The organism is Bradyrhizobium sp. AZCC 1588, from assembly GCF_036924735.1.
Taxonomy (GTDB): domain Bacteria; phylum Pseudomonadota; class Alphaproteobacteria; order Rhizobiales; family Xanthobacteraceae; genus Bradyrhizobium.
In genome coordinates, this window is the sequence record NZ_JAZHSC010000001.1 from 495,383 (window position 1) to 516,864 (window position 21,482).

Here is a 21,482-nt window from a genome sequence, read left to right on the forward strand (position 1 = left end):
TAGTTGGAGGCGGCGCAGGCCTCAGCCAAGCCTCAGTCATGGCTTAGGCCTGCGACATCGTCCCGATCTGGGTTTGTGCCTTCGGATTGCCCGCTTCCGCCAGCGGGCGGATCAGCCGGATCGAATTGGGGTTGGATGCCCCCTCGAAATTGGCTACTAGTTTGGCCGCCCAAAAACGGATGCGTTCGGGGACTTGGAATGACCTATTGCTGCGGAATTCTGGTGCGGGACGGTCTCGTCATGATCGCAGATACGCGCACCAATGCCGGCCTCGACAACGTCTCGACCTTCCGCAAGCTCCATATTTTCTCAAAACCCGGCGAGCGCATCATGGCGGTCGCCAGCGCCGGCAATCTGGCTATCAGCCAGTCGGTGCTGTCGACGCTCACCGAGGGCATGGAAGATCCGCACACTGGTGAGCTCGAAACGCTGATCAACGCGCCGACCATGTTCCAGGCAGCCCAACGCATCGGCCGCGCCATCCGCGCCGTGCACGCCACCGAAGGCGAGGCGCTGCGATCCGAAGATGTCTCCTTCGACGTCTCCTTCCTGTTCGGCGGCCAGATCAAGGGCTCGCGGATGCGGCTGTTCATGGTCTACACCGCCGGCAATTTCATCGAATGCACCACCGACACGCCTTACCTGCAGATCGGCGAGCACAAATACGGCAAGCCGGTACTGGACCGCGCGATGCATTACGACGTCGAACTGTATGAGGCGCTGAAGACCGGACTGATCTCGATGGATTCGACCATGCGCTCCAATCTCGGCGTCGGCCTGCCGATCGACGTGCTGGTGGTGCGCGCAGATGCCTGCGAGGCCGACCTTAACCACCGCATCGAGGCCGGCGAGCCCTATTTCCACGATCTGCGTTCGCGCTGGTCGGCGGCCTTGCGGGCGGCGCACCAGAATATTCCGAGACCACCCTACAAATCCGAAACAGAAACCAAGAACTGAAGGCGAGGAAACAATGGCCGAAGCAACCAACAAGATCGCGCTCGTGACCGGTGCCGGCACCGGCGTCGGACGCGCGGCATCGCTGGCGCTGATGAATGCCGGCTTCACCGTGGTGCTCGCCGGGCGTCGCATGGAGATGCTGGAAGAAACCAAGAAGCTCGGTGACAATGTCGGCAAGAGCCTGTGCGTTTCCGCCGACATGACCAAGCCCGATTCGATCGCAGCGCTATTTGCCAAGGTGATGGAAACCTATGGCCGGCTCGATGTTCTCTTCAACAACGCCGGCATGGGCGCGCCGCCGGTCAATTTCGAGGACCTCAGCCTCGAGCAGTGGCAGGCGGTGGTGAACACCAACCTCACCGGCCCGTTCCTGTGCACCCAGCATGCCTTCCGCATCATGAAGGACCAGACCCCGCGCGGCGGCCGCATCATCAATAACGGCTCGATCTCGGCGCACGCGCCGCGGCCCTTCTCCGCGGCCTATACCTCGACCAAGCACGCGATCACCGGCCTCACCAAGGCTTCCAACCTCGATGGCCGCATGTACGACATCGCAGTCGGCCAGGTCGACATCGGCAATGCCGCAACCCCAATGACCGACCGCATGGTCGCCGGCCCCGGTGTGATGCAGCCCGATGGCACGATGAAACACGAGCCGCGCATGGACGCGAAGGCGGTCGGCGACGCGGTTGCCTACATGGCGGGCCTGCCGCTAGATGCCAACGTGCTGTTCATGACGGTCATGGCGACCAAGATGCCGTTCGTCGGACGGGGTTGAGCAAACCAGCGCCGTCGTCCCCGCGAAAGCGGGGACCCATACTCCGCGGCTCTGGTTGGGTTACGAGGCGTCTACCGTTCGTGTTCATGTAGAGAGAGCACGGCGTATGCGTCCCTGCGTTCGCAGGGACGACGTGAAGCTTCAGCAACCTCAGCTTCCTCCGTCAGGGCCGAATGGACAACCTCCTGGAAGCTCAGTTCTAGCGCGCGTAGCCTTCAATTCGTTCGACGTAGTTCATGATGCGGCGCATGATCTCCCGAGGTATTCCGGCGCCAGAACCGCACATGCTGAAATAGCAGGTGGAGATTTTCACCTTCTGATCGAGAGGAAGGAAAGCCCCCTCTGGGATCGATATCTTGAAAACCTGCCCCCTCTGGCGCACATCACCCGGCACCTGGAATTCAGGCGGCATGGCGTCGGTCATCGGCAGCAGGTCCTCGACCACGCCAACGATGGACTGGGTGTAGGAACGCACATAGACGCGCTGCCCGACCTTGAGATCGAACAGATAGCTGTCGGGGAGATAGGCGAGGATGAAGCTCGGGCCGGTGTAGATGGTGGCGACGTCATTGCCGCCCGGGCCGAGCACGGCTCCGGCGCTCATGACCTTGCTGCCGACGTACCCGCTGACCGGCGCATACAAGGCTCCGCCGGCATAGGCGCGCTGCAAGGAGTAATACGTGTCCGACACCTCCTTGAGCGCATTCTGATAGACGGCCAGCTCGCCTGCGAGCGAGACCCGCTCCGCTTTCAAAGACTGGTGCTTCTCGGCGGCGGCAAAGGCCGCGCTGGTCGTGTCGGTCAAGAGCTTGTCCACCACAAGGCCGTTCCTGCTCGCACCGGACACCTTGTCGAGATAGTCCTGCACCTGCCTGGCGTTGGCCTGGGCCGCCGGCAGCAAGATGTCGATCGCGGCTTGCCTCGCCTCGATCGTCCCGATCCGGGTGTCCAGCCTGGCCTTTTCCACGGCGAGCTCCGCGAGCGTGCGGGAAATGGATGTCGATTCGACGACGGCGATCTTCTGCCCGGCCTCCACCCGGTCTCCCGGGTGAACGAACACCTGACTGAGCCGCGTCTCCTGATAGGGCGCCCCGATGGTGATACGCTCGCGCGTCACCAGCCCGGAGGCCTTCAGCAGCACAACCCCGCCGGAGATCAGATAGACGGCGATCGTACCGGTGACGGCGAGACCGATGGCGATGAGGACGAGGTTCCTCAACCGCCTCCAGCGCACCTGGCTGACGTTGAGTGGCGCGCTCGGCGCATATACTTCCAAAACTGCCATCTTCTACTCGGCGGCTTGCTGCAACGGTCTGAGGCTGAAGATCTGCTCCGCTATGCGGTGCGACGCTTCGCCGTCGCCGAACGGATTGCGGGCAGGCAGAAGCTGCGGCGCATCGGAGCTGGTGAGACGCCTCACCCCCGCGATAATCGCATCGCGGTCGGACCCCACCAGCGTTCCAAACCCGGTCTCGACGACCTCGGGCCGCTCAGTGCTCTCGCGCGTGATGAGGATTTGGAGACCGAATGTCGGCGCTTCTTCCTGGATGCCGCCCGAATCGGTCACGACCGTCCATGACCGGCTGAGCAGGTAGACCAAGTCGGTATATCGGAGAGGCTTCAGCAGGCGGATATTCGGCCGCGCGCCCAGCGCCCGCACGACCTGTGCCCGGATATGCGGGTTGGGGTGAACGGGAAGGAGGATCAGCTTGTCGCCGTCATTTGCAAGTTCGCGCAGGGCCTCCAGGATGTCGTCCAGGGGCGCCCCGATGTTCTCGCGCCGGTGCAATGTCGCCAACACGAGCTTCCTGTCGCGCGGGAGGCCTGCGATCTCGCGGTCGATCGGGACATAACCTCCAGCAAGCCTGCAGCGTGCATAAACCAGCGCGTCGACCGCGGTATTGCCGACCACGCTGATGTGATCCCTCTGCACACCCTCGCGAAACAGGTGATCGCGCGACCGCGCGGTCGGCGCGAAATGCAATGTGGAGGCGATCGTGATGAACCGCCGGTTGAACTCCTCCGGCCAGGGCGAATGAAGCGTTCCGGTCCTCAGCCCGGCCTCGACATGCGCAACAGGGACATGATTCAGAAAGGCTGTCAGGGCGCTGGCTGCAGCGGTCATCGTGTCGCCTTGCACCACGACCCAATCATACTCCCCCGGCCCAAGCACGGATTGCATCTGCTGCGTGATCAGCGCGAACTTGCCGGCGAGACTGGGCTCCTGCATGACCCCAGTGCAGCCATGGGTAAGCTCGATTTCGAACAGATCCAGCAGCCCGTCCGCCAGATCGATGTGCTGCCCCGACCAGAAGACATCCAGATGCGCGCCGGCTTGACGCAGGGCGCGATAGACAGGACCGAGTTTGATGATCTCTGGCCGAGTGCCAAAGGCGAGGAGAATGCGCATATCTTGAACCGGGAGATCAGCGTGTGGCGGCCAGGAAATCGTCGGGGACGTCGTGAGTCGTTTTCGACCACACGATGGGGGATGTGGCGAACTGCGATTCGCCCAGATAGATTTTCCACGCACGGAAGGTGGCGGCCATGTTGATGTAGAGCGATACCGGCCATCGTATCGCGACGCCGAGCCAGTCGACCCTGCCGTAGACGCGGTAGCTGGCGGTGAGGCGCGCGACATAGCGGAACACCACCGCGAGAAGGTTGAATGACAGAGACCATTGGAAGAGCTGGTACATCTCGCGCGGCAGGGTCTCGGGATCGATCAGGCCGGCAAGCGCCAAGATCATCAGGACGATAGATCCAGGGGCCAGAAAGTTCGTGATCATTCCCTTGCGATCGCGCAGGAAGAAATAGCTGTCCCAGGGCTGACCTCGCCAGCCAAGTTTGTGCATTGCTTCGAAAGCGATGCCATAGACCCAGCGGGTCTTCTGCTTGATGGAGGCTTCCAGACGCTGGGGGAAGAACTCGCGGGTCGCGACATAGTAGACCCCCTCTTCGGCCGGCGCGGACAGCGCGGCGAAAAGCGATTTGAAGCCCGCGCGCTTGGCCTCGATGCCGATAATGTAATCCTCGGTGACCGTCCCGGACATCAGGACCTGCCCGCGTGTCTTCAGAAAGTGCCTGACGAGCGCCTGCGTCAGGCAGGTGCCGACCCCGGCGGAAGGGATGGCGGCTCCGAGCGCGTTGCGCACGATCAGTTCGCGCGTGTGGCGCTCGGCGAACTCCTCCATATAGGTCGAAGCCACATAGGCCCCTCTGCGGCGGCTGAGCGAGAAGACAGGAACCTGGATGAAATCATATTCGCCCGCATATCTCGCATAGATCTCAAAGCTGCGTGGATCGATGACATCCTCGCTGTCGTGCAGAACGACCAGGTCCGGAGCCTGCTTCCCCGCGAAGCTCTGGGCAAACATCTCGTTCAGCATCTGCCCTTTGGATGTGGGGCCGGGCAAGCTGTTGACGATGACCCGCACGCGATCGGGATGGGCTGCGGCAAGGGCTTCAGCTACGCGCCGCGTGCCCGTGTCGTTTGGATAGACGCCGAGATAGAGCGAAACCTGCGGAATATCGATCCGGGCGAGGTTGCCCTCCACCATTTTGCCGATGACATCCTCCTCACGCCAGTTGGCGACGAAGATCGCAATATTCGGAAGCGGGGCCGGCTTGGCGGCGGCGCGCCGAAAAGGGAAATGCGCGATCCCGAAGGAGAGCAGATCGATGAAGATATCGTCCAGCGATGACAGGTTCATCAGCAGGCTGACGAGCAGGAAGAGCGAGATAAGTATTTCGTTCATGATTCACGTGCTCGCTCGTATCGCTGAAGCCGCGACACAACCTTTCAGAGAGCATAAGTTTCAGCCGCTACTGTAGCGGCACAGAGATGGCGGCCCCCCGGCGACCATACTCAGCCATCCTCATCGACAGTTGTCGCAACGGACGACGGCAAGACTCGAAGCGATTTAACCTTTTGTTAATTCTAGGCAGCGGCGCTCCCCTTAAAGAAAATCCAAGCTGGCATCCATTCCGGTTGATTACGGCCGCGCGTCGGACAGGCCGCCTGGGTTTGAAGATGGCGAGGTCGCTGCCGCGCTCCTTCATCTGCTTGAATCAAGGTGCGTCCCTTTGTGGGGCACAAGAAGCAGCGGAGCGTCCACACGGGATAAATCGCTCAGCACAATTCAGCCAAATCGCATCCAGCCGCGACGTCGCAACCTTTAGCAATGCTGAATTTGAAATGGAAAATGCCGACGGTTTTCTTCCGCGGTTTCTCATTCTTTGCCCCTAAAACGCGATCAGGTGAAGGAATAGGGGCGATCCATGTCCATCCTGGCAAAGGCGTTGCGGCTGATGGGAACGGTTTGGCTGTGGGCGGCGGGCTTGCTTATCGTGTCCAGTCACCTCGTCATTCTGCATTTGGATGGCTTCTGGGCTCTCGTTAACCTTCTCAACCCGTGGAATATCGCAAGCGTGCTGACGCTGCATTTCATAGCGGCTCCCGGATTGCTGCTGCACATGGCGGCTGATCAGTTGACAACGCCCGCTACGTCGTCTCAGAACAGATGGGCCACTGTCCCAGCTCATCATTAAGCGCTGATCGATGGCGCGCGGCCGCGGTCGAACTGGTCCACGGTTTGCGCGATAAGTGCGGATGAAACTCCCCGCAATCCCGAGCCGCCGCGAGGCCAACGAGCTGGCCGAGCTACTTTGACCGCCAAGGCGCTGCACCGCGTCCGGGACACGCGCCGGGTTTTCACGCCTGCCCAACGCTGCCATAATCCCTGCCGGGGTTTTCGGGGGATTCATGCTGCAACTGCAATCGGCGTTTGGCGTGCTGGCGTTGCTGGCGATCGCATGGGCGTGCGGCGAGAACCGCCGCGCCGTGTCGCTCCGTCAAGTGGCGATCGGGCTGGCCGTCACCATCGTCACCGCGCTGGTGCTGCTCAAGCTGCCGCCGGTGGCACAAGCCTTCGGCGCCATCAACGACGCCGTCGGCACGATCGCGGCGGCGACGCGCGCCGGCACTTCCTTCGTGTTCGGCTATCTCGGCGGCGGCGCGCTGCCGTTCGATCTCAAGGCGCCGGGCGCGGATTTCATCCTGGCATTTCAGGCGCTGCCGATCGTGCTGGTCATGAGCGTTCTGACCACGCTGCTGTTCTACTGGCGCATACTGCCCCCGATCGTGCGCGGCATGGCATGGCTGTTGGAGCGCACGCTGGGCGTAGGCGGCGCGGTCGGACTATCGACCGCGGCCAATATCTTTCTCGGCATGGTCGAGGCGCCGCTGTTCATCCGCCCCTATTTGGCGCAGCTTACGCGCAGCGAATTGTTCCTGGTGATGACCGGCGGCATGGCCGGCATCGCCGGCACCGTGCTGGTTCTCTACGCCACATTCCTGGCGCCGCTGATCCCGGACGCGGCGGCGCACTTTGTCATTGCATCGGTGTTGGGCGCGCCGGCCGCGATCCTGATCAGCCTGATCATGGTGCCGGAGACTTCAGATAAGCGCACTGGCGGCTCGCTCAGAGATCCCGACATGCATGCGTCCTCGACCATGGATGCAATCACCAAGGGCACGGCGGCAGGACTCGAACTGCTGCTCAACATCGTCGCGATGCTCTTGGTGCTGGTGGCGCTGGTTTATCTCGTCAATGCGATCCTCGGGCTGTTGCCCGAGATCGGCGGCGCCAAAATTTCGCTACAGCGGCTGCTGGGGCTTGTGATGGCGCCGGTGTGCTGGCTGATGGGCCTGCCTTGGCCGCAAGCCGTCACGGCCGGAAGCCTGATGGGCACCAAGACCGTGCTCAACGAGCTGATCGCCTATCTCGACCTCTCGAAACTCGGCACGGACGCGCTCGATCCGCGCTCGCGGCTGATCATGCTCTACGCGATGTGCGGCTTTGCCAACTTCGCCAGCCTCGGCATCATGATCGGCGGCCTCGGCACCATGGCACCGGAGCGGCGCGAGGAGATCAATTCGCTGGGATTGAAGTCGATCGTGTCAGGCACGCTGGCGACGTGTTTGATGGGGGCGGTCGTGGGGGTGATGACGTAGCCGTGTCCTGTCATTCCGGGGCGCGCGGAGCGCGAACCCGGAATCTCGAGGTTCCGGGTTCGGCTCTACGAGTCGCCCCGGAACGACGTGCATGCCGCACTACCCCGCCAATTCCACCGTCTTGAACTCCGCCGGCAAAATCACCTCCAGCAACTCGACATCATCGGAATAATCCATGATCAGATGCTTGATGCGCGGCGGCTGGGTCCAGGCGCTGCCTTCTTTCATCAGCGTCTCGCCCTGCCCTTCCATGTAGGTCTTCACCCAGCCCTTGAGCACATAGACCATCTGGAATTCGACGTCGTGGTAATGCAGTTTTGAAACTTCCGCCGGGTTGCACGGGCCGATCAGGCGGATGACATGCGCCTGCGCCAGGCCATGGGTGGCGTCCGCTATCCCGAGGTCGCGGTACTTTGCGTAAGCGCGCAGGCCGTCGGTTTTAAAATCTTCTTCGCGGTGATGACTGATGGCGATGCGCTGCTTCGGCCGCGCCTTCCTGGCCGGTTTGGCCTTGACTGCCAGCGCGCCTCTCGCCTTTGACTTGACGGCCTTGCGTGCTGAGGACTTGGCTGCCGCCTTGTGACCCGACCACTTCTTCTTCACGGCGGGCTGCGCCGCGGGACGTGATGCCGCCTTCTGCTTGGCCATTGCTGCCTCCCTTGTTGTTATGGCAGGAGGCTAACACAGAAAACTTTTGTAGGGTGGGCAAAGGCGCGTTTGCGCCGTGCCCACCATCAAGAGCGGAGATCTACGCTGACGTGGTGGGCACGGCGCTGTCGCGCCTTTGCCCACCCTACAGCATCCCAATCAATGCAGCCTGAACACACCGTCGACTGCACGCAGCTCCGTCGGCTTGATCAGCCTGGAATGCGCGACCGTTACGGAAAACAGCGGGCCATCAAGCTTTTCCTGCCAGAACGCGAGGAAGTCCTTCAGCGCGGGGAATTTCGGAAACAGATCGTAGTTCTGCCAGACATAGGTCTGCAGCAATGAGGGATGATCCGGCATCCGATACAGAATTTGCGCCGTCGTCAGCCCGTAACCCAGCACCTGCTTCCGGAAGTCGTCGGAAGCAACTCCAACCCGCGAGACCATGCCAATACCTCCGTTTCAGGAGCGCATTGTCGTGGTGGCCACACACCGAGCCACCCCGGCGGAGATGCGCTCACATGAGAGAAATGTGACGCACGATACCAACCTATCACAAGCCTAAATGTTTAATGAATTGTTGAAAATTCACGCGCTAGCAGCAGCTTACCGCAGGTGCTAATACGGGGTCCTAACATCCCGCCGCCCGGTTAATCATGATTAATGAAATTGGCAGGCGACATATTTGAGTGCCAATTTTTCTGCTAGAAGCCCTTGTCCCCCGAAGAATACTGGCCTAAATCAGCCGCAGCCGGACTGGCACTCGCTGGACCGGACTGCCAAAATTCCAGAATTCTACAACATTCCCAGACGTTTAGGAGGACTGCATGAACTTCCGTCCGCTTCACGACCGCGTCGTCGTCAAACGCATCGACGCCGAAGAGAAGACTGCTGGCGGCATCATCATTCCGGACAGTGCCAAGGAAAAGCCCTCCCAGGGCGAAGTCGTCGCCGTCGGCCCGGGTGGCCGTGACGAGGCCGGCAAGCTGATCCCGATTGACCTCAAGGTCGGCGACCGCGTGCTGTTCGGCAAGTGGTCGGGCACCGAGGTCAAGATCGACGGCCAGGAACTCCTGATCATGAAGGAGTCCGACATCATGGGCGTGCTCGACGCGACCTCGGCCAAGAAGAAGGCCGCCTAAGACATCGCCTGCCACGCTCACCCTGAGGAGCGCCCGCAAGGCGCCTCCCCGACAGGGTGAGAAACAAAGATCAACTCAGGGAAACCAATTATGTCAGCCAAAGAAGTCAAATTCGGCGTCGACGCCCGCGACCGCATGCTGCGCGGCGTTGATATTCTCGCCAACGCCGTGAAGGTCACGCTCGGCCCGAAGGGCCGCAACGTCGTGCTCGACAAGTCGTTCGGCGCTCCCCGCATCACCAAGGACGGCGTCACCGTCGCCAAGGAGATCGAGCTCGACGACAAGTTCGAGAACATGGGCGCGCAGATGGTGCGCGAAGTCGCCTCCAAGTCCGCTGACGCGGCCGGCGATGGCACCACCACCGCGACCGTGCTCGCGGCTGCGATCGTCCGTGAAGGCGCCAAGTCGGTTGCCGCCGGCATGAACCCGATGGACCTGAAGCGCGGTATCGACCTGGCGGTGGAAGCCGTGGTCGCCGACCTCGTCAAGAACTCCAAGAAGGTCACCTCGAACGAGGAAATCGCTCAGGTCGGAACCATCTCCGCCAACGGCGACGCCGAAATCGGCAAGTTCCTGGCCGACGCCATGAAGAAGGTCGGCAACGAGGGCGTGATCACGGTTGAGGAAGCCAAGTCGCTCGAAACCGAACTCGACGTCGTCGAAGGCATGCAGTTCGACCGCGGCTACATCTCGCCCTACTTCGTCACCAACGCCGACAAGATGCGCGTTGAAATGGACGACGCCTACATCCTGATCAACGAGAAGAAGCTCTCCTCGCTGAACGAGCTGCTGCCGCTGCTCGAAGCCGTGGTTCAGACCGGCAAGCCGCTGGTCATCGTCGCCGAAGACGTCGAAGGCGAAGCCCTCGCCACCCTCGTCGTCAACCGCCTGCGTGGTGGTCTGAAGGTCGCGGCCGTCAAGGCTCCGGGCTTCGGCGATCGCCGCAAGGCCATGCTGCAGGACATCGCGGTGCTGACCGGTGGTCAGGCGATCTCGGAAGATCTCGGTATCAAGCTCGAGAACGTCACGCTGCAGATGCTCGGCCGCGCCAAGAAGGTGATGATCGACAAGGAAAACACCACGATCGTCAACGGCGCCGGCAAGAAGGCCGACATCGAGGCGCGCGTGCAGCAGATCAAGGCGCAGATCGAGGAAACCACCTCGGACTACGACCGCGAAAAGCTGCAGGAGCGTCTGGCCAAGCTCGCGGGCGGCGTAGCCGTGATCCGCGTCGGCGGCGCGACCGAAGTCGAGGTGAAGGAGCGCAAGGATCGCGTGGATGACGCGATGCATGCGACCCGTGCAGCGGTTGAAGAGGGCATCGTGCCGGGCGGCGGCGTCGCCCTGCTCCGCGCCTCCGAGCAGCTCAAGCGCCTCAGGACCCAGAACGACGACCAGAAGACCGGCGTCGAGATCGTGCGCAAGGCGCTCTCCGCGCCGGCCCGCCAGATCGCGATCAACGCGGGTGAAGACGGCTCCGTCATCGTCGGCAAGATCCTCGAGAAGGAGCAGTACAATTACGGCTTCGACTCGCAGACCGGCGAATACGGCAATCTGGTCTCCAAGGGCATCATCGACCCGACCAAGGTGGTTCGCGCGGCGATCCAGAACGCGGCTTCCGTCGCGGCTCTCCTGATCACCACCGAAGCCATGATCGCCGAACTGCCGAAGAAGAACGCCGGCGCCGGCGCCGGCATGCCTCCGGGCGGCGGCATGGGCGGCATGGATTTCTGATCCAGCCACTCAGGCGATACGAGAATGCAGAACCCCGGCAGAAATGCCGGGGTTTTTGTTTGGGCATGGTTGATTTTGATCGCGAACCAACAATAGCATGTCCCGTCATTCCGGGGCGGCGCGTAGCGCCGAGCTATGATGTGCAATTGCACATCAGAGAATCCATTGCTCCCCTGCCATGGCCTACTACGTCTACCTTCTTGCAAGCGGCAAGTACGGAACGCTCTATCTCGGCGTGACGAACGACATCGTTCGCCGTGTATACCAGCACAAGAGCAAGGCCGTCCCCGGCTTCACGAAGCGATATTCCGTCGACAAACTGGTCTGGCTCGAAATCTACGATGACCCCTTAACGGCGATTGCACGTGAAAAGGAACTGAAGAAGTGGCGGCGGGATTGGAAGATCCGGCTCATTGAAGAGCAGAACCCGCAGTGGATTGATCTATCCGCAAATATCGGCCTGAGGTTTGGGATGAATGGATTCCGGGCTCGGCGCTTCGCGCCGACCCGGAATGACGTGGATGGGTTTTTGTTTGGGCGGATCCGGACCGCAACGGCGCGGTGTTTCTGCAACGTCACGCTGAAGCAAAACCTTCCCGCTGCTTGAGATATCCCAGTTATGCACAGCGCTGTGTAAAATATACCAGCGTATGCGTTGACAACTTCAAAAAAACTTTTCGCGAGAGTCGCAAACCGAACCGACAGTCCCGATCCTCCTAGGCAAAGTAACGTCGAGGGCTGGGCAAAATCCTCATCCACAATCTGATCGAACGCAGAGCGCGAGCTCTCGTGACGCGAGCCGGCGTCTGCGAGGAATGCTTTCGCTTGGGAAAGGTAATGCTGCCGTGAGTGAAAGCGAAATGAAAGCGACGCCGAACGGAACGCATGTTCTCGGAATGCCGTGGTTGGACTTCTCGAAAATCGCCGCGCCTGGCGTGGTTAGCGAACTTACCGAGCAGGGCTTCGCCCGCGCACGTGAAGGCTGCGAGAAAATCAAGGCCGCTTCGGAGGAGATGACGGAAGCGCTGCGAGAGAGCTATTCGAGCAATGCGAGGGGCGCGACCGATTACGGGCTCAAGCTGTTCGAAATCTCAAACGCCAATGCCGCCTCCACGCTCGATTTCTTCGTTCGTCTGTGCGGCAGCAAGTCAGCCACTGACGTTCTTAGCGTATCAGCGGCGCAAGCGCGCAAGGCGTTCAACACCGCTTCTGACCAGAACAGGGAATTGTGGGTGCTTACCCAGAAGCTTGCGACGGAAACGGGTGAGCCGATCAGGAAGCACTTCACCAAGGTTCTCCACCGGGCCGGCTAAAAGACCGGCGTCCAATTCACATCCGAGACTACACCAAGGAGGGATCCGGCCGGTTGGAAACACGTCCAAGGGATGAGCATACGGCCCACTACCCGATGCTCGATCAGGCGCGGTGCGCGATGCCCCCCAAGTAACCCGCACCGACAAGTGGCGCACTCCAACCGGCCGGTGCTTTTTTCAAACAAAGAAACCAATCTCTAGGAGGGCGATATGGGAATGGTCATGGTCAAATGTCCGCGGACCGGACATGCGATTCCCACCGGCATCAAGACTGATCGGGAGAGCTTTAGCCGCAGCGCAGTGTTCTTCTCACGGACCCGTTGCGTGATCTGCCACGCCGATCACGCCTGGTTTGCCCGTGAAGCCTGGGTCGACGAGCCGAGCATCCGTGTGCGGCATAGCAGCGCCAGCTCGGCATAGCGTCGAGCGAAGCATGCCCTCGAAGGTGATCCGAGGGCATGCACCGGTTGGCGTAAGAAGCACATCAAATCAAAACGACCAGCATCGACACAGATCGAGTTATGATCGCGATCGGGGGACACCATGGCGCGCATGCAAGTCTCAACCGAAACCTCCACCTGGCTGCTACAGGCAAAGGACATTCTTGACGAGGCACGACGGCTGAAGCCGGGCCCTGAGCGCGACGAGCTGCGCCAGACAGCGAAGGTGCTGCGCGAGATTGCGAAGCTCGAGGCGAAATCCGAGTCAGCGCTCGAACGCGATTGGCGGCAGAGCACCTGATCTGGCACAGGATCGGCGCGTCAATTTGGCTTAGCGGCAAACCATCGCGCGAAGACGCGCTCACACGGAATCCGGTTCTATTTCCAGGGACGCCCCATCTTCGAGCAGAACCGCGGCGCGAGCCCGGTCGGAGGTAGCCGGGAAAACCTCCTCGGCCTCGAGGCGCATGGCGCGGTGGCATTCGCACGCTGCCCTCGCGAGCCGCGTCCGGTCGATCTCGATCAATCCTCGTCGTTCGGATCTGATCCCTCCCCGCGCGCGCAGATTCCGCATCAGGAGCGTCACGGTCGTGCGCCGCACACCGAGTATCTGCGACAGCGCCTGCTGGGTGAGCGGGAGCACCTCATTGTCGACGCGGTCGCTAAGCTGCAGCAGCCAGCGAGCCATCCGGGCCTGGACCGGGTGCAGCGCATTGCAGGCCGCACCGAGTTGAAACTGTATCAGCATCGCCCTGATGTGGCTTTGTACCGCGCTCCGGATCGCGGGACTGCGGCCAAAAACGGCATGAAATCGCGATGCAGGGATCCGAGCGGCGGTACCGGCCGCGCGAACCACGGCCGTAATCGCCGAGGGTGACGGCCCGAGCACCGAAAGTGTGCCGACAGCACCCTCACGCCCAATCGCAGCGGTGGCAACCGTGTGTCCGTCCGCCATCTCGATCATCAGCGAGATGGCGCCGCTATGTGGGAAAATGACATACTGGATATCGTCACCCGCCCGCGAAAGGATTGCGTCCTGCTCGAGCGCGATCAATTCAAGCTCGGAAGCGAGCAGAGCAAGGTCCGATTCCGGCAATGATGCGAGAAGGCGATTGCCCATTCCCCCGCGAGGCGTCATTGCAAACTGGCGGTGAGGAGTCCGCGCCCCATCTCCGTTTGGAGCGTCGCAAGACGGCGGTGCTGGTATCGGTCTAAATCCGCTTCCTCTATGCTCACTCAAGCAAACACACTCTCGTTCTGACAAAAACTCCAACGCTTGGCTGCGCGCAGGACCCTTGTGCTCGCAACGCTCTAAGAAGTTAGATGTAAATCGGCGGTCGGACGCAACTGTAAAATATCATGCATAGCCCCGTAAAAGTGCGGGAACCGGAGTTCCAGTTCCAGGCAGGGCTGGCCTAGCTGATTTGCGTGCGCGCAAGCGCAAATTCGTGCAGCGGCCGCGACAAGCTAACGCAAGACCAAATCACTTCTGATTTTCCGAAATCGTGTCAAGCCCGGGAATCAAAAATATTCCGCTTCACGCGAGAGGCAAATCAGTCGCATAACTCCGCCCGTCTCACGGCAGATGAGGGGCGCTTCGCCATCGTCACGAACGTGCGGTGAGATGCGGTGGACACGGAAGGCGCAGCAGGCGAGCGCGCCCGACGCGTACGGCGAAGTCGTGTGGTCCTGATGTCGCGGTGCTGGCATTAAGTCCTTAAGAAGCGAAGCTTCTCGGGGGCGACGGTGGCAAAAGAGCCGTTCACCGGGGAGAGCACGAAGTAAGCCGTAAAGCCACTGCGCAGGGAAGGCCGGGATGCTCCCGCTGTACCTGTATGCTCGTGTGCGTTCTCTTCTGCGCACTTTGCACACGAGACCGCGGGTGCGGCGCGCACCCGGTCTTCCCTGCGCCCTCAGATCAAGAGGGCGGGAAGTTGAGAGCAAAGCTCGGGCGCAATGCGTCGCGAGAACGCGGAGTCATATTTTGTATCGCGACTATCCCCATCTCCGTCGTCCCTGCGAACGCACTAGGGTTTCTACGCATTTTCGAGGGCTCTGCCAGCGACGATGATTTGGAAGCGAGCCATTCCGTTGTGGAAGGTGATTGGTCCGGGTGGCCGATGCGAGGCGTAGCCGGTCCATCCGCCGAGCTTGGCGATGATCCATGCCGCCCACTGAAGAGTGTAGGGGTGATGCGGGTTCTTCTGAAGCTCGGTCCTGCCTTTCATGGTTCTGTTGATGGCGGCAAGTGTTTCGATTTCTTCTGGCGTGAAGGCGCATTTGACCGGCAATTGTCCACCACCATTGCGGGCCTGAACGAGCTGAATGACGATACATGCTGCTTTAGTGGCGATCGCCACGAGCTTGATCAGGGCTTCGGCGCTTTCGAGCTGACTGTCCTCGATACGCAGACCCTGGTTCTTCAGCGAGCGAAACAACTGTTCGATGATCCAGCGCTGCTTGTACCAGGAGACGATCCGCCAGGCATCGGCCGCATTGGCGATCGAATGAGTGGTCAAGAGCAGCCAATGAACGGGCTCAGCCCCCTTCGGGGGGTGCAACTCGACGACTTCCACGAAGCTGACTTCGACACGCTCCGGCAGGTCCTTCACGCCGGGGCGCGCCGGCCGCTTGAGCACGATGGTTCCGAAGCGCAGCGAGAGGTGGGCTTGGCGACCGCGACGATCCATCCGCTGCGGCAGATCGATCACCGCCTTGTTGCAGAAGCGGGCTCGCTCCACCGCTTGATAAAGTGTTCTGCCGTCGGCCAGCGCATGATCATGCATGGCCCGCGTCAGCAGGTGGACGTTGTCGCCGGGCGTCAACGCCCAGTGCGCAAAGAACTCCCCCTCACGGTCATTGATGACAGTGATCATGCGCGCTGCAGCCAAAACCTCGCAGCCCTGCTCGGCCGTCGTCACCCAGCGCGCCGATTCCTTGTTGGCCAACTCACGCTCGTCGTGAGGGGTCTTAACCGTGCCCCTGCGCGTCCACACCTTGCCGCCGGTGAGGCCGAGGCAGGCCCCGCTGTCGGCATCGACCGCCATCATGGCATGCAGCAACACGCCGCGGGCATTGCCTTTGCCGACTTTGCCCAGTCTACGCCGACGTCCCTGCCGCGTTTGAAACTTGACCTCGCTGGTGTCCTGGATCGCCAGCACATGACGCCCGCTGACCACGGTCGCCGTCTGCCTGCTCCAGCCTTCAATCAGTTGATCGGTCGTGACTTGCGGATTGTTCACGAACCGCCAGTACGCCATGTACGCGGCCCAGTCACCCTGCGCCATCTGGCGCAAGCAGACGCTGCGCGTGCAAAGCATAGCCTGAACAAACGCCGCCCCCTTTTATCGAGGCGAACGTCGCCAAACTCGCCAAGTGATAAATCCGGCTCTCGCTGCATCTCCGACGCTCCTTCGAATCAAAGCGTCAGAAACAGAATCATACAAACCGCAAAGCGGGATAACATCATGACGCACCGAGTCAATCTGTCGCGCCAGACGTGTAGAAACCCTAGTGCGAACGCAGGGACCCATACGCCGCGGCGGGTGTTGTCTTGCGGGGATGGTCGACGACTTTCCCTCAACGATCAGCAGCGGTGGCGATGGGTCCCTGCGCCGAGTGCGCGATTGCGCACGGAGGCAGGGACGACGATTGGTGTGTGCGTCGCTATGACGTGGTCAGGCCGCGGCGTGTTGGATGGCGCGAGCCAGGAATGACCTCGGCGGGCCGTTTGAAATTCGTATCTGCGTTGAAGCGGCCGCAGCGCCGCCTACTGGACCTTCACCAGCACGGCGAGCCGGCGGATGCCCTTGTTGCGATAGGCGTCGAGGAACGCATAGTAGTCCTTGAACGAAACGCAGCCGTTGGACTGGCCGCTCGGCCCGAGCATGTAGGTGTGCGCGAGCAGCCCGTCGCGGCCGTAGATTTTCTCTTCGCCGCCGATCGGCGTCAGCCGCAGTGCCGGTACGCCGTGAAACAGCGCCTCGCGCGGCTTCAGTTCGTAAATGTGCGGCGGCGTCACGCCCTGCATCCGCACATGCGAATATTTGGGATCGTCCATCTTCGAGCCGAGTCCCGAATGCGCTTCGAGCTGGGTGCCGTCGGGCAGATAGACCTTGCGCGCAGTGATGTCGTAGACGGCGGTCTGGCGATCATAGGGCGGCGAGCCGCCCATCATCGGGTTCTGGCTTCGCGTATCGATGATGCTGCCGGTGACGTTGGCGTCGGCGGATGCGAAAGCGAGCAGCGAGTTCTGCGAAGGCTGCTTGCCCCACAGCTTCTCAACCATGGTCTGCTTGTCGTTGGAAGCAATCGACATCACAGCGGCCTTGGCGCGCTGCGCCATATCGCGAACGGTAGAGCCGGATGCCTTGCCGGTCTTGGCTTCGATCTCTGCTGGCGCCGGCGCAGGTGTGTTCAAGGCGAGCTTGGTGGCTGGAGCAGAAATCTTCGGCTTTGCCGCTTCCACGGGCTTCGGAGCTTGAACGGCTTTCGGCGCTTCGGCCGGCGGCGAAGCTTCCGCCAGTTTCGTCGGTTCGACGGGCTTAAATTCGGCCGCTCTCGAGGGCTCGCCTTGCGCGGCGGCGGCTGCGAACCTTTCGTTGAACATCAGCGAACTCGCGACGTTCTCTGGGGCGGGTATCACCAGCGACTGTTGCGGCAGCGAGGCGAAAATCTCATTGAAGGCCGGCCGCACGGCGTGCGCCGCGACGGTGCTCGGGTTGTTGACGGCGCGCGCCTCCAAGCCGGCGTTGTTCACGGATGGATAGATGCTGGCGCCGAGCACGTTGGTGTAAACGGTCCAGGCGCAGCCCAGCACGAGGCCTGCGACCGCGACACCGCCGAGAAAATATTGGGGAATGCCTCTGCGGGAGGATTTCCCGCGGCTGCGGGCCGCAGGACCGAACGCACGCGTACGCTTACTCATTCACACAACGCCCAGAACAACAAGTTCCACCAAGTCCCCCTTTGATGCCGCGTCCGGATATGTCCCCGGGCAGCATCTCGCAGAGGCACAGAGCGTCATTAAGGCGACTTTTAGTTAAATCCGGCTTAAACGCGGGCGGATGTAAGGCGGGCTCAAATCCATGGAACTATTGGAGAAATTTCCCCGCAATGATGCGGGCGCTGGTCCCGATCAGGGACACCCGGCGTGACGTAAGCGCCGGGTGTCCCATAACGGGCCAAGTTCGGCCTCAATCCTTGAATGGATCGAACTCATTCCCGCCCGCCATCGCCACGGCGAACGGACGCAGCGTGTGCTGAACCCTGATCGAGCCGGCGTGCTCGGCGATCACCTCCGGCAGCCTGCGATAGGCCATCGGGCTTTCGTCAAGGTCGGCGCCGATCAATGTCACGCCACGCGATTGCAGCCAGGCGTCCATCTCGCCACGCGTGAACCGCCGCTTGGCCTCCTTGCGGCCAAACAGACGGCCCGCGCCGTGCACGGTCGAGTAGAGCGAGGCCTTCGCCTCCTCGCTGTCGACGCCTTCGACGATGACAGCATCGTCGCCCATCGATCCGCCGATGAAGCCACGCTGGCCCGGAAATGCCGGGGTCGCACCCTTGCGAACCACCCACAAATCCTTGCCGCCATGGTTCTCCCGCCACGCGTAATTGTGGTGGTTGTGAACCATGTCGGTGACCTCGCCGCCGATGATCCGGCGCACGCGCTCGACCACCCATTCGCGGCCGGCATAGGAGTAGCGCCCGGCGAGTTGCATCGCCGCGATGTAGCGCCGCCCGATCTCGCTATCCTCGTCGATGACGGCGGGCGGCACGTTCATGCCATCCTTGCCGCCCGCGGCCTTGAGGTAGCGGGTCGCACTGGTGTGACCGAGGCCGCGGCTGCCGAAGTGCACGCCGATCCAGACAAAGCCCTCCTCGTCGCGCAACAGGTCGACGTAGTGGTTGCCCGATCCGACGGTGCCGAGTTGCGACACTGCCTTCTGCCGGTAGGCGCCCATGTCGGATTCACGCCACGCGTCAACATCGTCGAACAGTTCATGCTCGACGCGCTCGTCGTTGGTGCGTCCGACGCCGAACGAAATCACGTCGCGCACGTCCTTGATGATCGTGCCGACTTTGCTTTCGATCTGACGGAACGGGGTGTCGAGGCGCACGGCCATGTTACCGCAGCCGATGTCGAACCCGACGCCGGAGATGCTGATCTGCTTCTCATAGGCAATCACGCCGCCGACGGGCTGGGCGTAGCCCAGATGGCCGTCCGCGCAAATGACGCCGGCGACCACGTTGCCGACCGACATGCAATTGCGCATCTGCGCAATCGTGGCGTCGTCGTGCTTGCCGAAGATCTTGAGCGGGCTGTTCTGGTATTGCGCCGCCTGCGGCTTCAGCGCGATATCGCAAGCAACGGCTTCCGCGTCGCGCGCAAGCTTCTCCTTGCGCGCGGCATCACGGAACAGGCACCAGGTCGGCATCGGCCGCTGGCCGGGCTTGTCGATCTTCGCATCGGGGTCGAGCCCGGCTTCAACGGCCAGGGCCCTGGCGCGCTCCTGGTAGGGATCGGATCGCATCTCACTCTCCTTCACTGCATTACTTCGTTCCGAGATCCGTTCAGGACTCCGGAAGGACCTGCATCAGTCGCGACACAGGTCTGGTTGGTTTGCAGGCAGGGAGGAATTACAAGGTCGAGCTTGCCACGAATGGCATACCGCGGATCATTCCCTGCCTCGACGGCAGAGGGAGACCCGCTGCCGCGTTACGCTGGTAGTTTGCCTTGCGGATACGATGCGCCAATCGAATACACGCCAATTGCGCACGCCAAAGCACGACCGCGCCGGACGACCGGCTGGCCTGCACAACGTGACAAATGGGTGTCTATACGAAGCATCGTCTTTCCAGGGATCTGCGGAAGCGCGCGATCACTTACACCAATTTCTGGATTTGTAAATGGGTCGGCGTCAGCCGCGAGCACCTCGCTAATAGCTCAGCCGCGGATACCAGTCCTTGCCACGCCCTTCGGGCGTGGTGTCGAGGATGGTCCACAGCGGATCGAAGTCGGGCGCGCCGCGCGGGTCCTGTCCGGGATCGGCGGTCGATGGTCCCATTTCGCCGGACCAGAAATGGCGGATGCTGCCGTCACGCCGGGTGAACACGTTGTAGCCGGGCGCATCGGCATCCGCCGCGCTGACATAGTCGCGCGTGTAATCGCCCGACGCATCCGAATAGATCCGGTGCCGTGTCCAGCCGCGCGCCTTCTTCGCCTCGATCAATCGCGCGATCGGCGAGCGCGCCACGAACACGAAGGCGACGCGCTGTTCGACGTCGGGCAGCTTGCCTTCCCAGGTGCTCATGAAGGAGGTGCACATCGGGCACAGTTGTTCGCGCTGCGGGCCGAACATGTAGCTGTAGATCACGAGCGTCTGCTTGTCGCCGAACAGGTCCGACAAGGTGGCCTTGCCGCCCTCGCCTTCGAATTGATAGTTTTTCGTCACCGCGCCGCCCGGCGGCAACGCCCGGCGCAATTCGGCGACCCGTTCGATGTGACGGCGCAGTTCGATCTCCTCGGCCAGCAATTGCTCGCGGGCGCGGCGATATTCGGCGCTCTCATTGGGACAACGCACGCTGTTTCCGCGGGCGAGGTCGGTGGCAGGTTTCAGTGCGGAACTGGACATGGCAACACCTCGGTTGTGGTCGAGTGGTTACAAGACGTTTCGCGCCTCATCGGTCCGACACCTGTGCACGGAAATTTCGATGTTCCAGCCGCCTTTCGGTCCATTTTCGAGCCGTTTCCGTGCTGATTTACCGGATCTTTTTGCTGACTGCCGGATCGGAAGACTTCACCGAACCTTACCCGCCGAAGGCAGACATACTATCGTCTACTGTTGGCTTTGCACTGGATCGCGGCGCTTGATACGGCACCGTATCGCCCTACTCCTAGGTTTCGCCGTACCCCAAAAGGGAACCGCCATGACAATGCTGGCGCGCGCCGGATCGATCGCCTTCGCAGGCATGCTGCTGTTCGCCGGACCTGCGGCGGCGCAGCCGGCAAAATCGGGCTGCACGTCCGCATCGACGGCCCAGGGGACGCAAACGCTGCGTTGCCAGAACGCGATCACGATCGTGGCCGAAAGCGGCGCGAAATTCGAACTCAGGGATCGCAACCGTGATGGCCAGGTCGATTCCGTCGAACTCAGCAACAAGGCCCTGCTGCTCGAAGTGCCGAAGAAGCCGGGCCGCGCCAGGTTCGAGGTTATGACGCCACAGGCGATTGCCGCGGTGCGCGGTACCAAATGGACGGTGGACGCCGAAGGTGCAAAGACATCGGTCTTCGTCGTCGACGGCAGCGTGCGCGTGGCGCGGCCCGCCGGCCGCGGCAGCGTCGTACTCGGCGCCGGTGATGGCGTCGATGTCGAGCCGTCGGGCGAGTTGATTATAAAGCGCTGGCCGCCTGCGCGCGTTGCGGCCCTGATGGCAAGATTGGGACAATAG

At 61.7% G+C, this 21,482-nt stretch carries 20 protein-coding genes and 1 pseudogene; 11 read left to right on the forward strand and 10 right to left on the reverse strand.

Annotated elements, in window-relative coordinates; all coding sequences use genetic code 11:
• Positions 1-198 precede the first annotated feature (198 nt).
• Together V1277_RS02395 and V1277_RS02400 are read left to right on the forward strand one after the other, a co-directional pair.
• Positions 199-957, forward strand: a complete 759-nt coding sequence (locus V1277_RS02395) for a proteasome-type protease (RefSeq protein ID WP_028349888.1) — start codon at positions 199-201, stop codon at positions 955-957.
• Between the two features lie 13 nt (positions 958-970).
• Positions 971-1,735: an SDR family oxidoreductase gene (locus tag V1277_RS02400; protein ID WP_334414858.1), complete on the forward strand. Its 765-nt coding sequence runs from the start codon at positions 971-973 to the stop codon at positions 1,733-1,735.
• 199 nt (positions 1,736-1,934) lie between these two features.
• Here the strand turns inward: V1277_RS02400 and V1277_RS02405 are convergent, their stop codons facing one another.
• The 3 genes from V1277_RS02405 to V1277_RS02415 are packed head-to-tail and all read right to left on the reverse strand — an operon-like array spanning position 1,935 to position 5,493.
• Complete coding sequence (locus V1277_RS02405) at positions 1,935-3,020, reverse strand: HlyD family secretion protein (protein WP_334414859.1); 1,086 nt, start codon at positions 3,018-3,020, stop codon at positions 1,935-1,937.
• A 3-nt stretch (positions 3,021-3,023) separates the two neighbouring features.
• Positions 3,024-4,145: a non-hydrolyzing UDP-N-acetylglucosamine 2-epimerase gene (gene wecB, locus V1277_RS02410; RefSeq protein ID WP_334414860.1), complete on the reverse strand. Its 1,122-nt coding sequence runs from the start codon at positions 4,143-4,145 to the stop codon at positions 3,024-3,026.
• A 16-nt stretch (positions 4,146-4,161) separates the two neighbouring features.
• Positions 4,162-5,493: a glycosyl transferase family protein gene (locus tag V1277_RS02415; RefSeq protein WP_334414861.1), complete on the reverse strand. Its 1,332-nt coding sequence runs from the start codon at positions 5,491-5,493 to the stop codon at positions 4,162-4,164.
• Positions 5,494-6,016: 523 nt separating this feature from the next.
• On the opposite strand from V1277_RS02415, the gene V1277_RS02420 reads away from it, so the two are divergent.
• Together V1277_RS02420 and V1277_RS02425 are read left to right on the forward strand one after the other, a co-directional pair.
• Positions 6,017-6,286, forward strand: a complete 270-nt coding sequence (locus tag V1277_RS02420) for a hypothetical protein (protein WP_334414862.1) — start codon at positions 6,017-6,019, stop codon at positions 6,284-6,286.
• Between the two features lie 214 nt (positions 6,287-6,500).
• Complete coding sequence (locus tag V1277_RS02425; RefSeq protein ID WP_334414863.1) at positions 6,501-7,751, forward strand: NupC/NupG family nucleoside CNT transporter; 1,251 nt, start codon at positions 6,501-6,503, stop codon at positions 7,749-7,751.
• A 99-nt stretch (positions 7,752-7,850) separates the two neighbouring features.
• Here V1277_RS02425 and V1277_RS02430 read toward each other — a convergent pair whose 3' ends face one another.
• Both V1277_RS02430 and V1277_RS02435 read right to left on the reverse strand, forming a co-directional pair.
• Positions 7,851-8,399, reverse strand: a complete 549-nt coding sequence (locus tag V1277_RS02430) for a cupin domain-containing protein (RefSeq protein ID WP_334414864.1) — start codon at positions 8,397-8,399, stop codon at positions 7,851-7,853.
• A gap of 159 nt (positions 8,400-8,558) precedes the next feature.
• Positions 8,559-8,846, reverse strand: a complete 288-nt coding sequence (locus V1277_RS02435; protein WP_028349895.1) for an usg protein — start codon at positions 8,844-8,846, stop codon at positions 8,559-8,561.
• Positions 8,847-9,226: 380 nt separating this feature from the next.
• Here V1277_RS02435 and V1277_RS02440 point away from each other — a divergent pair, with 380 nt between their 5' ends.
• From V1277_RS02440 to V1277_RS02465, 6 genes and pseudogenes are all read left to right on the forward strand, one after another.
• On the forward strand, positions 9,227-9,541 hold the full coding sequence (locus tag V1277_RS02440) for a co-chaperone GroES (protein ID WP_057843921.1): 315 nt from the start codon (positions 9,227-9,229) through the stop codon (positions 9,539-9,541).
• 90 nt (positions 9,542-9,631) lie between these two features.
• On the forward strand, positions 9,632-11,275 hold the full coding sequence (gene groL / locus V1277_RS02445; protein WP_334414865.1) for a chaperonin GroEL: 1,644 nt from the start codon (positions 9,632-9,634) through the stop codon (positions 11,273-11,275).
• A gap of 178 nt (positions 11,276-11,453) precedes the next feature.
• Positions 11,454-11,732, forward strand: a pseudogene (locus V1277_RS02450) (GIY-YIG nuclease family protein); the annotation flags it as partial.
• A gap of 388 nt (positions 11,733-12,120) precedes the next feature.
• Entirely contained in the window at positions 12,121-12,588 is a 468-nt protein-coding gene (locus V1277_RS02455) for a phasin family protein (RefSeq protein ID WP_334414866.1), read from the forward strand.
• A gap of 210 nt (positions 12,589-12,798) precedes the next feature.
• Positions 12,799-13,008 (forward strand): hypothetical protein, encoded by a 210-nt coding sequence (locus V1277_RS02460; RefSeq protein ID WP_334414867.1) that lies wholly within the window; start codon positions 12,799-12,801, stop codon positions 13,006-13,008.
• Positions 13,009-13,131: 123 nt separating this feature from the next.
• On the forward strand, positions 13,132-13,329 hold the full coding sequence (locus V1277_RS02465; RefSeq protein WP_334414868.1) for a hypothetical protein: 198 nt from the start codon (positions 13,132-13,134) through the stop codon (positions 13,327-13,329).
• 60 nt (positions 13,330-13,389) lie between these two features.
• Here the strand turns inward: V1277_RS02465 and V1277_RS02470 are convergent, their stop codons facing one another.
• The 5 genes from V1277_RS02470 to V1277_RS02490 all read right to left on the reverse strand — a co-directional run bounded on the left by V1277_RS02470 (position 13,390) and on the right by V1277_RS02490 (position 20,665).
• On the reverse strand, positions 13,390-14,166 hold the full coding sequence (locus tag V1277_RS02470; RefSeq protein WP_442894438.1) for a Crp/Fnr family transcriptional regulator: 777 nt from the start codon (positions 14,164-14,166) through the stop codon (positions 13,390-13,392).
• Positions 14,167-15,064: 898 nt separating this feature from the next.
• Entirely contained in the window at positions 15,065-16,348 is a 1,284-nt protein-coding gene (locus V1277_RS02475; protein ID WP_334414870.1) for an IS4 family transposase, read from the reverse strand.
• A gap of 449 nt (positions 16,349-16,797) precedes the next feature.
• Positions 16,798-17,955 (reverse strand): DUF2778 domain-containing protein, encoded by a 1,158-nt coding sequence (locus V1277_RS02480; RefSeq protein ID WP_334414871.1) that lies wholly within the window; start codon positions 17,953-17,955, stop codon positions 16,798-16,800.
• Positions 17,956-18,223: 268 nt separating this feature from the next.
• Positions 18,224-19,564: an RtcB family protein gene (locus tag V1277_RS02485; RefSeq protein ID WP_334414872.1), complete on the reverse strand. Its 1,341-nt coding sequence runs from the start codon at positions 19,562-19,564 to the stop codon at positions 18,224-18,226.
• Between the two features lie 405 nt (positions 19,565-19,969).
• Complete coding sequence (locus V1277_RS02490; protein WP_334414873.1) at positions 19,970-20,665, reverse strand: DUF899 family protein; 696 nt, start codon at positions 20,663-20,665, stop codon at positions 19,970-19,972.
• A 295-nt stretch (positions 20,666-20,960) separates the two neighbouring features.
• On the opposite strand from V1277_RS02490, the gene V1277_RS02495 reads away from it, so the two are divergent.
• Positions 20,961-21,482, forward strand: coding sequence for a FecR family protein (locus V1277_RS02495; RefSeq protein ID WP_334414874.1), 522 nt, complete (start codon positions 20,961-20,963; stop codon positions 21,480-21,482).

What these genes read in the sequence shown, in the direction of transcription:
- V1277_RS02395 (WP_028349888.1), top strand. Translation starts at nt 199, where the DNA reads ATGACCTATTGCTGCGGAATTCTGGTGCGGGACGGTCTCGTCATGATC.
- V1277_RS02400 (WP_334414858.1), top strand. Translation starts at nt 971, where the DNA reads ATGGCCGAAGCAACCAACAAGATCGCGCTCGTGACCGGTGCCGGCACC.
- V1277_RS02405 (WP_334414859.1), bottom strand. Translation starts at nt 3,020, where the DNA reads ATGGCAGTTTTGGAAGTATATGCGCCGAGCGCGCCACTCAACGTCAGC.
- wecB (WP_334414860.1), bottom strand. Translation starts at nt 4,145, where the DNA reads ATGCGCATTCTCCTCGCCTTTGGCACTCGGCCAGAGATCATCAAACTC.
- V1277_RS02415 (WP_334414861.1), bottom strand. Translation starts at nt 5,493, where the DNA reads ATGAACGAAATACTTATCTCGCTCTTCCTGCTCGTCAGCCTGCTGATG.
- V1277_RS02420 (WP_334414862.1), top strand. Translation starts at nt 6,017, where the DNA reads ATGTCCATCCTGGCAAAGGCGTTGCGGCTGATGGGAACGGTTTGGCTG.
- V1277_RS02425 (WP_334414863.1), top strand. Translation starts at nt 6,501, where the DNA reads ATGCTGCAACTGCAATCGGCGTTTGGCGTGCTGGCGTTGCTGGCGATC.
- V1277_RS02430 (WP_334414864.1), bottom strand. Translation starts at nt 8,399, where the DNA reads ATGGCCAAGCAGAAGGCGGCATCACGTCCCGCGGCGCAGCCCGCCGTG.
- V1277_RS02435 (WP_028349895.1), bottom strand. Translation starts at nt 8,846, where the DNA reads ATGGTCTCGCGGGTTGGAGTTGCTTCCGACGACTTCCGGAAGCAGGTG.
- V1277_RS02440 (WP_057843921.1), top strand. Translation starts at nt 9,227, where the DNA reads ATGAACTTCCGTCCGCTTCACGACCGCGTCGTCGTCAAACGCATCGAC.
- groL (WP_334414865.1), top strand. Translation starts at nt 9,632, where the DNA reads ATGTCAGCCAAAGAAGTCAAATTCGGCGTCGACGCCCGCGACCGCATG.
- V1277_RS02460 (WP_334414867.1), top strand. Translation starts at nt 12,799, where the DNA reads ATGGGAATGGTCATGGTCAAATGTCCGCGGACCGGACATGCGATTCCC.
- V1277_RS02465 (WP_334414868.1), top strand. Translation starts at nt 13,132, where the DNA reads ATGGCGCGCATGCAAGTCTCAACCGAAACCTCCACCTGGCTGCTACAG.
- V1277_RS02470 (WP_442894438.1), bottom strand. Translation starts at nt 14,166, where the DNA reads ATGACGCCTCGCGGGGGAATGGGCAATCGCCTTCTCGCATCATTGCCG.
- V1277_RS02475 (WP_334414870.1), bottom strand. Translation starts at nt 16,348, where the DNA reads ATGCTTTGCACGCGCAGCGTCTGCTTGCGCCAGATGGCGCAGGGTGAC.
- V1277_RS02480 (WP_334414871.1), bottom strand. Translation starts at nt 17,955, where the DNA reads ATGAGTAAGCGTACGCGTGCGTTCGGTCCTGCGGCCCGCAGCCGCGGG.
- V1277_RS02485 (WP_334414872.1), bottom strand. Translation starts at nt 19,564, where the DNA reads ATGCGATCCGATCCCTACCAGGAGCGCGCCAGGGCCCTGGCCGTTGAA.
- V1277_RS02490 (WP_334414873.1), bottom strand. Translation starts at nt 20,665, where the DNA reads ATGTCCAGTTCCGCACTGAAACCTGCCACCGACCTCGCCCGCGGAAAC.
- V1277_RS02495 (WP_334414874.1), top strand. Translation starts at nt 20,961, where the DNA reads ATGACAATGCTGGCGCGCGCCGGATCGATCGCCTTCGCAGGCATGCTG.